This window comes from Solirhodobacter sp., from assembly GCF_964715405.1.
Genome location: NZ_CBAICG010000042.1, coordinates 19,857 through 29,420, shown reverse-complemented (window position 1 = coordinate 29,420; position 9,564 = coordinate 19,857). Strand labels below are relative to the sequence as shown.

Sequence of the window (9,564 nt, the reverse complement as noted above, 5' to 3'; positions counted from 1 at the left end):
GCGCGGCCCCGCGAACCCCGTCCGGGTCGCCACCGCATCGGGGGACGCGCCATCGGCATCGGCCTGCAACCAGGCGCGGGCCGCGAAACCGTCGCCCGTCGGCTTTGACAGCGCCCGCCCGGCGGGCGTCATCAGCCCGGCAAGGCCGCCCGACTCGGCGACCAGCAGCGGCGGCCGTGCGGCCGTGGACCAGAGCGCCAGCGCGACGGCGACCGGCAGCAGCCCCGCCAGCCGGGCGCGCCCCTGCCAGAGGATCACCCACAGCGCCCCCAGCACCAGCATCGGCAGCACCACCGCGGGCGGCTGCGCGACCGGGACCACCGAGCCGTCAAGGGCCGCGACCCAATCCGACACCGCAAGCACCCAGCGCGCGCCCCAGCCCGTCGCCCAAAGCGCCGGATGCTCCAGCCCCAGCGGCGCCAGGATCGCCGCGATCACCGCGCCGGGCATCACCACGATGCCCATCGCGGGCATCGTCAGCATGTTCGCCAGCACCCCGTAGGACGACATGCGGCCAAAGTAGGCCGCACCGAACGGCGCCGTCGCCGCCCCCGCGACGAACGAAGAGAGCAGCAGCGTCAGCGGTTCGCCCAGCCAGCGGGGAGGATGCCAAAGCCGCCCGCGCAGGCCCCGCAGCGCCTGGAACGTCGCGACCAGCGCGATGGTGGCCGCATAGGACATCTGGAACCCGGGGTCGATCACGCTGTCGGGCTGCAGCATCAGCACGATCACCGCCGAGATCGCCACCGAGCGCAGCGAGAAGGCGCGCCGGTCGAGCATGACGCCGGTCAGCACCACGGCCGCCATCACGAACGATCGTTCGGTCGCCACCTCGGAGCCGGACAGCAGCAGGTAGAACGCCGCCGCCAGCAGCCCGGCGCCCGCGGCGATCTTCTTCACCGGCAGCCGCAGCGCCACCGCCGGGATCAGCGCCAGCCCGTAGCGCAGCATCGAGAAGACGAAGCCGGTGACCAGCGCGATGTGGAGCCCCGAGACCGACAGCACATGCGCGAGGTTCGAGGCCCGCAGGGCGCGCAACCGCTGCTGGCTGAGGCCCGAGATGTCGTTGGTCAGGATCGCGGCGACGAAGCCGCCCGCGTCGCCCGGAATCTGTGCCCGCACCGAAACCGAGATGCGCTGCTGCAACCGGTTGAAGAACAGCGTGCCCGGCCCCGGCCGGGCGGGGGCGGAGACGAGCACCGGCAGGCGCGTGTAGCCGATGGCGCCGAGGCGCTGAAACCAGGCGCGGCGCTGGAAGTCGAAGCCGCCCGGTTCCGACGGGCCACCGGGCGGGCCGAGGAAGGCGGTCGTCATCACCCGGGTGCCGGGGTCCGGTGGCGGCGAGGGTTCGGGCCCGTCGAGCGACAGGCGCAGACGGGTCGGCGTCTCGTCCGGACTGACCCGCGACAGCACCACCGCGTCGAGCGTCAGGCGCATGTGATCGGAGGTTGACCGGTCCACCCGCAGCACGCGCCCCTCGACCGGGCCGTAGTAGGAAAACGGCAGCACCGGCGCCGCCACCGCCGTGCCGCGCAGGAACCCGGCCACCAGGCCGAACGCGACGAGGGCCACCGCCGTGGCAAGCGGCTGCCACCGCTCCGGCCCGCGCTGCCCGAGCACGGCGGTGGCCAGCGCCAGCGCGGCAAGCGCCCCGGCCTGCGGCCCGGTCGGCTCCACCGGCAGCGCAAAATAGCTGCCGATACCGATGCCAAGACAGACCGGCACCCAGGGGAACAGCGCACCCCGCTGCGCCGCGAGGCTGTCGAGCGGATGCGTCAGGCGTCTCACCCTTGTCCTCTCCGACCCGATTGCCTAGACAAGCGCCAAGGCTAGCCCCGTTCTGGTTTCCGAAAGGTTAATCCTCATGCGTCCTGCCGATCGCGGCCTTTCCAGCGAGTCCGATCGCCCCGTGGTGACGCGATTCGCGCCCTCGCCGACCGGCTATCTGCACATCGGCGGGGCGCGCACGGCGCTGTTCAACTGGCTCTACGCGCGTGGCCGGGGCGGCAGGTTCCTGCTCAGGATCGAGGATACCGACCGCGAGCGGTCCACCCCCGAGGCAACGGCGGCGATCCTGCGCGGGCTGATCTGGCTGGGGCTCGACTGGGATGGCGATGCGGTCAGCCAGTTCGACCGCAAGGACCGCCACGCCGAGGTCGCGCGCGCAATGCTTGCGCGAGGATCGGCCTACAAGTGCTTTTCATCGCAGGAAGAAATCGAAGTGTTCCGCGAAGCCGCACGGGCCGGGGGCCGCTCGACCCTGTTCCACAGCCCGTGGCGCGACGCCGACCCCGCGACGCTTCCCGACGCGCCCTTCGTGATCCGCATGAAGGCGCCCCGCGATGGCGAGACCGTGGTGCAGGACGCCGTGCAGGGCGCCGTGACCTTCCGCAATGACCAGCTCGACGACATGGTTTGTTTACGCTCGGATGGTACGCCGACCTATATGCTGGCTGTCGTCGTCGATGACCATGACATGGGCGTCACCCATGTGATCCGGGGCGATGATCATCTGAACAACGCCGCGCGGCAGACGATGGTCTATCGCGCGATGGGATGGGCGGTGCCGGTCTGGGCGCATATCCCGCTGATCCACGGCCCGGACGGCAAGAAACTGTCGAAACGTCATGGCGCGGTGGGGCTGGAGGACTATCAGGCGATGGGTTACCCGGCGGCGGGGATGCGCAACTACCTCGCCCGCCTCGGCTGGAGCCACGGCGATGACGAATACTTTACCACGGATCAGGCCAGGGCCTGGTTCGATCTGTCCGGGATCGGGCGCGCCCCGGCACGGCTGGACTTCAAGAAGCTGGAAAACCTCTGCGGCCAGCACATCGCCGTCACCGGTGATGCCGCGCTGCTGCAGGAAATTGAGGCGTATCTTGCCGCGGCCGCACGTCCGGCGCTGACCCAAGCCCAACGCGAGGGTCTGCTGCGGGCCATGTATTGCCTCAAGGATCGCGCGAAGACCTTCACGGAATTGATTGAAAAGGCGCATTTTATCCTGACTGATCGCCCGGTTTTCCGCGACGAGGCCGCGACCCGCGCGCTCGATGCGGTATCCCGTGGTATACTGACAGAATTGACGCCGCAGATGCAAAGTGCTAGCTGGGGCCGTGACAGGCTGGAGGCGATCGTCGCCGAGGTGGCCGGGGCGCATGGCATGGGCCTTGGCAAGATCGCGGGGCCGCTTCGGGCGGCACTTGCGGGGCGATCGGTTTCCCCCAGCGTCTTCGACATGATGCTCGTTCTGGGGCGCGATGAAACCATCGCGCGGCTGAGCGAAGCGGCGGGGTAAGGCACCGGAAGCCTGCCCCGCATCGTCTGGTCCACCGCCGCGCGCAAGGTCCGCGCCACGGCGTTCATTGAGAGGGATGAAGATGCCTGAGAGCAAGATGACCGCCACGCTGACCTTCGCCGACCGCAAGATCGAGCTGCCGATGTATTCGCCCACCGTGGGCCCGGATGTGATCGACATCCGCAAGCTCTATGCCGAGGGCGACGTGTTCACCTTCGATCCGGGCTTCACCTCCACCGCGGCCTGCGAGTCGACGATCACCTACATCGACGGCGACAAGGGCGAACTGCTCTACCGCGGCTACCCGATCGAGCAACTGGCCGAAAAGTCGAGCTACCTCGAGGTTTGCAGCCTGCTGCTTTACGGCGAGTTGCCGACCGAGCCGCAATTGCGCGATTTCGTCGTCCGCGTGACGATGCACACGATGGTGCACGAGCAGATGCACTACTTCTTTCGTGGCTTCCGGCGTGACAGCCACCCGATGGCGACGATGGTCGGCGTCGTCGGCGCGATGTCGGCCTTCTACCACGACAGCCTCGACATCACCGACCCCTGGCAGCGCGAGGTCGCGGCGCTTCGCCTGATCGCCAAGATGCCGACGATCGCGGCGATGGCCTACAAGTATTCGATCGGCCAGCCCTTCGTCTATCCGCGCAACGATCTGAGCTATGCCGCCAACTTCCTGCACATGTGCTTCTCGGTGCCGGCCGAGCCCTATCATGTGAACCCGGTGCTGGCGAAGGCGATGGACCGCATCTTCACGCTGCACGCCGACCACGAGCAGAACGCCTCGACCTCCACCGTGCGGCTGGCGGGCTCGTCGGGCGCCAACCCCTTCGCCTGCATCGCGGCCGGCATCGCCTGCCTCTGGGGCCCCGCGCACGGCGGCGCCAACCAGGCCTGCCTCGAAATGCTGCGCGAGATCGGCACCGTGGACCGCATTCCGGAATACATCGCCCGCGCCAAGGACAAGAACGACCCGTTCCGCCTGATGGGCTTCGGCCACCGGGTCTACAAGAACTTCGACCCGCGCGCCAAGGTGATGAAGGAATCTGCCGACGAGGTGCTGAACCTGCTGGGCATCCACAACAACGAAACGCTGAAGGTCGCCAAGGAACTGGAGCGGATCGCGCTCGAGGATGACTACTTCGTCTCGAAGAAGCTCTACCCCAACGTCGATTTCTACTCGGGCATCATCCTCGAGGCGATGGGCTTCCCGACCGCGATGTTCACCCCGATCTTCGCGCTGTCGCGCACGGTCGGCTGGATCGCGCAATGGAAAGAGATGATCGCCGAAAAGGACCAGAAGATCGGCCGCCCGCGCCAGCTTTACGTCGGCGCCACCCAGCGCGATTACATCGACATCGCGAAACGCTAGCGGAAACCGGGCGGGGGGCGGTCTGCCCCCGGCTGCGGCAGGGCCGCAGCCCCCCCCGAGGATATTTTCAGACCGCAAGGCGCAAGGATTTGTTAACCCTTGCCTGACAGGATGATCGGGCGGTACAGGCGGGGACGCCGATGACCGCGACCGGAAGAGGTGGCTCGCTCCCACCGGGGCGGGCCGTTTTCTAGATCCGGCGCGCCCCTCAACTCTTTCGGTCCTGAAATATCCTTGGGGGTGAATGCCGCCAAGGGCGGCAGAGGGGGCAGAAGGCCCCCTCCCTTCAGCGTCCGACGAACAGGGCGGGTCGCTTCGCCAGGAACGCCGCCACCCCCTCGCCGAAGTCCGCCGTCCGCCCGCACGCGGCCTGCAACCGCGCCTCGACCGCCAGTTGATCCTCGAACCCGTTGGCCAGGCTCGCCCGCAGCGCCGCCTTGAGGTGGCCATAGGCCGCCGTCGGCCCCTGCGCCAGCGCGCCCGCACGGGCCTGCCAGTGCGCGGCGAAGGCGTCGTCGGCCACCGCCTCCCAGATCATGCCCCAGTCGGCGGCCTGCCGGGCGGGCACGCGCTCGGCGAACAGCATCGCCCCCATCGCCCGCGCAAGGCCGACCTGACGCGGCAGGAACCAGGTGCCGCCCGCATCGGGGATCAGGCCGATCCGGCTGAACGCCTGCACGAAGCTTGCGCTTTCCGTCGCGATCACCACATCGCAGGCGAGCGCAAGGTTCGCCCCCGCCCCCGCCGCCACGCCATTCACCGCGGCGATCACCGGCAGCGGACAGGTGACGATGGCGCGCAGCATCGGTTCGTATTCCTCGCGCAGCACCCGTTCGAGATCGAGCGGCCCGCCGCCGGCATCGGCCAGATCCTGCCCCGAGCAGAACCCGCGCCCCGCCCCGGTCAGCACCAGCACACGGGCACCGCCCGCCGGGGCGGCAAGCACGGCGGCGGTGATCTCGGCCCGCATCCGCGCATTCAGCGCGTTCATCACCTCGGGGCGGTTCAGCGTCAGCACGCCGACGCCGCCCGAAAGCTCATAGGTCATGGTCTGGTCGGTCACGCCCGCGTCTCCTGTCCGGTCTCGGGGCGAGCATAGGGCGCGAAGGCAGCCGCGGCAAAGCCCGACGGCGCGTCACTCTTTCAGGATTTGCGCCAGCCGCCTCTCGTCGTCGGCGCTCAGCGGCGCGCCGGTCTCGCCCTGCCCCTTGCGCCGCCGCAGGTAAAGGCCGACGAGGCCGAGCCCGAACACCAGCATCGCCGGGCCGGAGAGCCAGAGGATCAGGTTGGCGCCGCCGGTGGTGGGTTTCAGCAGCACGAACTCGCCGTAGCGGCTGACGAGATACTGCACCACCTGCGCATCGCTGTCGCCCGCCGTCAGCCGCTGGCGCACCAGCACGCGCAGGTCATGGGCCAGCGAGGCATCCGAATCGTCGATCGATTCGTTGCGGCAGACGAGGCAGCGCAGCCCCGCCGAGATCGTCCGGGCGCGCGCCTCCAGCGCCGGGTCTTGCAGCATCTCGTCGGGCTGCACCGCCTGCACCGCCAGCGGCGCCAGCACCAGCGCCAGGATCAGGGCCAGCCGCCTCATTCCGCCGCCACCTGCGTCGACGCTGCCCGGCGCGCGCCCACGGCGATGCGATAGCGCCGGTCGGTCAGGCTGAGCACGCCGCCCGCCGCCATGATCAGGCAGCCGATCCAGATCCAGTCGGCGAAGGGCTTGATGTAGCTGCGCACCGCATAGCCGCCGCTGTCCTGCGGATCGCCCACCACCAGATAGATGTCGCGCAGCACCCCGCGCGAGATCGCGGCGTTGGTCGTCGGCATCCCGGCAATCGGGTAGAACCGTTTCTCGGGGTGCAGCACCGCCACCGTGGCACCCGCCCGCGTCACCGTCATGTCGGCGATGGTGGCCTCGTAGTTCGGCCCCGGCGCCTTGCGCACGGCATTCAGCGTGACCGTATAGGCGCCGACCGGGAAGCTGTCGCCGATCTTGGCGACACGAATATCCTCGGTCTGCCAGGCCAGCACGCCACAGATGCCGAAGATCGCGATGCCGAGGCCCGCGTGTGCCGTGGCGCGGCCCCAGTCGGCGCGCGGCAGGCGCGCGATGCGACCAAGGCGGTTTCCCATCGCGCCCCGCCCGGTGCGCGTCATCAGGTCCACCACCGACCCCGCCACCAGCCAGGCGCCCAGCGCCAGCCCCATCGGCCCCAGTGCCGAGCGCCCCGACTGCATCGCCCAGGCCAGCGCGCCCAGCGCCAGCGCCAGCACCGCCCCCGCCAGCAGCGGCCGCGCCGCCCGGCCAAGGTTGCCGCGTTTCCACGGCATCAGTGTGCCGAACGGCATGATGATCGCGATCGTGATCAGGAAGGGCGGGAAGGCGAGGTCGAAGAACGGCGGACCGACCGACAGCTTGCGGTCGAAGGCCAGTTCCGCCACCAGCGGCCAGATCGTGCCGATGAAGACCACGAAGGCCGAAACCGCCAGCAGCACGTTGTTCAAGACCAGCGCGGTTTCCCGGCTGACGGTGGAAAAGACGCCTTTCGCCTCCATCGCCCCCGCCCTTGCCGCGTAAAGCATCAGCGCGCCGCCCATGAAGATGCCGAGGATCACCAGAATGAACACGCCCCGCTTGGGGTCGTTGGCGAAGGCATGCACCGAGGTGATGACGCCCGAGCGCACGAGGAAGGTGCCGATCAGCGAGAACCCGAAGGCGAGGATGGCCAGCAGGATCGTCCAGCTTTTCAACGCCTCACGCTTTTCCACCACGATGGCGGAATGCAAGAGGGCGCAGGCGAACAGCCAGGGCATCAGCGAGGCATTCTCGACCGGATCCCAGAACCAGAACCCGCCCCAACCGAGCACATAGTAGGACCACCACGAGCCCAGCGCGATGCCGATGGTCAGGAACACCCAGGCCGCCAGCGTCCAGGGCCGCACCCAGCGCGCCCAGGCGGCATCGACCCGCCCCTCGATCAGCGCGGCGACGGCAAAGCTGAACGCCATCGAAAGCCCGACATAGCCGAGGTAGAGGAACGGCGGGTGGAAGGCGAGGCCGGGATCCTGCAGCAGCGGGTTCATGCCCTGCCCGTTCAGCGGCGGCACGGCGAGGCGCAGGAACGGGTTCGAGGTGAACAGGATGAAGAGGTAGAACGCAACGCCGATCGAGGCCTGCACCGCCAGCACCCGCGCCCGCAGGCGCGGCGGCAGGTTGCCGCCGAACACCGACGCCATCGCCCCGAACAGCGACAGGATCAGCACCCACAAGAGCATCGAGCCCTCGTGGTTGCCCCAGGTTCCGGCGATCTTGTAGAGCATCGGCTTCAGCGTGTGCGAATTCTCGACCACCAGGCGCAGGCTGAAATCGTCGGTGACGAAGGCCCACATCAGCGCGAGGAAGGAAAACGCGACCAGAATGAACTGGGTCGTGGCGGCGGGATCGGCCACCGCCATCCAGCCCGGCCAGCCCTTCTGGGCGCCGATCAGCGGCACCACCATCTGGATCAGGGCGACCGCAAGGGCCAAGATGAGGGCGAAGTGTCCGAGTTCTGTAATCATGGCCGGATCATAGGCGGCTTCGCGGGGGCCGCCAATGGTCCTGTGCGCCAATGTCGCGGCGCCCGCGTCACAATCGCGGGCGCCGCGCGGGTCAGCGGTTCTGCCGGGCGAGCCATTCCGCCAGCGCCGGGTTGTCGGCGGCAATCGCGGCGGCATCGGCGCTGGTGGCCAGCGGCAAGGGGGGGTGCGGCGGCGACGCGGGCTGCGGCTCCGGTTGCGGGTCGGACGGCGTGTCGGTGGGTGCCCCCGTTGCCGCCCCCGTCGCGGCGACACGGTCCATGCGGAAATAATGCGCCTCGCGCGCGCCGAAGTAGAACGAGACGATCGCCCCCAACAGCCACCACAGCGGCTCGGGCACCGTCGCCAACCCCGCCATGCGCACCGAGAACCCCGCCGGATCGGCCATCGCATAGCCAAACAGCACCAGCGTGCCGAGCGCCAGCAAGGGCCGCGGCAGCCGGTTCAGCCCGTTCACGAAGCGGTCGAACCGGTCGGTGCCGACGCTCTGGAACTCGGTCCCCGCCTCGGACAGAGCGGCGCCGTAGGCCTGCGCCGACAGCTCCATCTTCCGGGTGGCGTTGGGGGTGAAGACCTCGGCCAGCCCCTGCGCGGTGTTGCCCACCGCCGTGACCGCATCACCGACCCCGATCAGGTTGCCGATCAGCCCCATGCCTTCGTCCTTTCCTGATGTTGCGCCAGCGTCAGCCGGTAGCGCGCCGAGATGAAGGTCTCGGCCCGCGTGATCCAGCCGCCCTTGCCGCCATCGCGGCTGCGCGCGTATTTGCGCATCGCGGGCCGGGCATCGGCGAGCGCGTAGTAGTAGTTGCGCCGGGCGATGCCGTAAGCGTCGCCGATCTGGCCGGGGGCCGCGGCGGCGGCGTTGCGCACCGCGCCGATGGTCTGCGGCCCGACCACGCCATCGACCGTGCAGCCAAAGCCCATCTGGCTGACCAGCCGCTGCAACAGGGTGATCGCGGTCGAACCCGCGTTCACATACATGTCGAACACCGAGGGTTGCACCACCTCGGGCAGCCGGTCGAGATGCGGCGCGCGGTAGAAATCGGTGACGAAAATCTCCACCGCCTGATCGCGGCTGAGCCGTTGCACGTCGGCGGCCGTCACCTGCCCGTCGCCGTCGAGGTCCATGCCCAGCTTGCGCAACGTGCCAAGCGTGACCCCGTAGTTCGTCGCCCCGCCCGGATCGGCCGGGTCGTTGACGTAGCCGCCCTCGCGGGCGACAATCTCCTGCGCGATATCTTCGACCGACTGCATGGCCTTCCCCGCATGTTGCCTGCGGAAGAGGTTGCTAAAACTTGATTAACATTCG

The 9,564-nt window shown here is 69.0% G+C and carries 8 protein-coding genes; 2 read left to right on the top strand and 6 right to left on the bottom strand.

The annotated features are described in order from the left end of the window. On the bottom strand, window positions 1–1,788 hold a 1,788-nt coding region (locus tag AC11WY_RS15645), incomplete at its 3' end, for a ComEC/Rec2 family competence protein (protein ID WP_482927161.1). A 76-nt stretch (window positions 1,789–1,864) separates the two neighbouring features. On the opposite strand from AC11WY_RS15645, the gene gltX reads away from it, so the two are divergent. Both gltX and gltA read left to right on the top strand, forming a co-directional pair. After that, complete coding sequence (gene gltX / locus AC11WY_RS15640; protein ID WP_482927159.1) at window positions 1,865–3,298, top strand: glutamate--tRNA ligase; 1,434 nt, start codon at window positions 1,865–1,867, stop codon at window positions 3,296–3,298. Between the two features lie 82 nt (window positions 3,299–3,380). Then, window positions 3,381–4,676 carry a citrate synthase gene (gltA, locus tag AC11WY_RS15635; RefSeq protein ID WP_482927157.1) on the top strand — a complete coding sequence of 432 codons (1,296 nt, stop codon included), beginning with the start codon at window positions 3,381–3,383 and terminating at the stop codon, window positions 4,674–4,676. A gap of 286 nt (window positions 4,677–4,962) precedes the next feature. Here gltA and AC11WY_RS15630 read toward each other — a convergent pair whose 3' ends face one another. The 5 genes from AC11WY_RS15630 to AC11WY_RS15610 all read right to left on the bottom strand — a co-directional run bounded on the left by AC11WY_RS15630 (window position 4,963) and on the right by AC11WY_RS15610 (window position 9,509). Further along, the gene (locus AC11WY_RS15630) at window positions 4,963–5,739 is read right to left on the bottom strand and encodes an enoyl-CoA hydratase-related protein (RefSeq protein WP_482927155.1); all 777 of its coding nucleotides are present in this window, start codon (window positions 5,737–5,739) and stop codon (window positions 4,963–4,965) included. Between the two features lie 72 nt (window positions 5,740–5,811). Next, entirely contained in the window at window positions 5,812–6,267 is a 456-nt protein-coding gene (locus AC11WY_RS15625; protein ID WP_482927153.1) for a cytochrome c-type biogenesis protein, read from the bottom strand. Next, window positions 6,264–8,237: a heme lyase CcmF/NrfE family subunit gene (locus AC11WY_RS15620; RefSeq protein ID WP_482927151.1), complete on the bottom strand. Its 1,974-nt coding sequence runs from the start codon at window positions 8,235–8,237 to the stop codon at window positions 6,264–6,266. The genes AC11WY_RS15625 and AC11WY_RS15620 overlap by 4 nt, the downstream gene beginning before the upstream one ends. Before the next feature lie 91 nt (window positions 8,238–8,328). Beyond that, window positions 8,329–8,907, bottom strand: coding sequence for a holin family protein (locus AC11WY_RS15615; protein WP_482927149.1), 579 nt, complete (start codon window positions 8,905–8,907; stop codon window positions 8,329–8,331). Further along, window positions 8,898–9,509 (bottom strand): holin-associated N-acetylmuramidase, encoded by a 612-nt coding sequence (locus tag AC11WY_RS15610; protein WP_482927147.1) that lies wholly within the window; start codon window positions 9,507–9,509, stop codon window positions 8,898–8,900. Before AC11WY_RS15610 ends, AC11WY_RS15615 begins: the two co-directional genes overlap by 10 nt. Between the last annotated feature and the right edge of the window lie 55 nt (window positions 9,510–9,564).

Bases quoted from the DNA above. Each gene is read 5' to 3' on its own strand.
- gltX (WP_482927159.1), top strand. From the start codon at position 1,865: ATGCGTCCTGCCGATCGCGGCCTTTCCAGCGAGTCCGATCGCCCCGTG.
- gltA (WP_482927157.1), top strand. From the start codon at position 3,381: ATGCCTGAGAGCAAGATGACCGCCACGCTGACCTTCGCCGACCGCAAG.
- AC11WY_RS15625 (WP_482927153.1), bottom strand. From the start codon at position 6,267: ATGAGGCGGCTGGCCCTGATCCTGGCGCTGGTGCTGGCGCCGCTGGCG.
- AC11WY_RS15620 (WP_482927151.1), bottom strand. From the start codon at position 8,237: ATGATTACAGAACTCGGACACTTCGCCCTCATCTTGGCCCTTGCGGTC.
- AC11WY_RS15615 (WP_482927149.1), bottom strand. From the start codon at position 8,907: ATGGGGCTGATCGGCAACCTGATCGGGGTCGGTGATGCGGTCACGGCG.
- AC11WY_RS15610 (WP_482927147.1), bottom strand. From the start codon at position 9,509: ATGCAGTCGGTCGAAGATATCGCGCAGGAGATTGTCGCCCGCGAGGGC.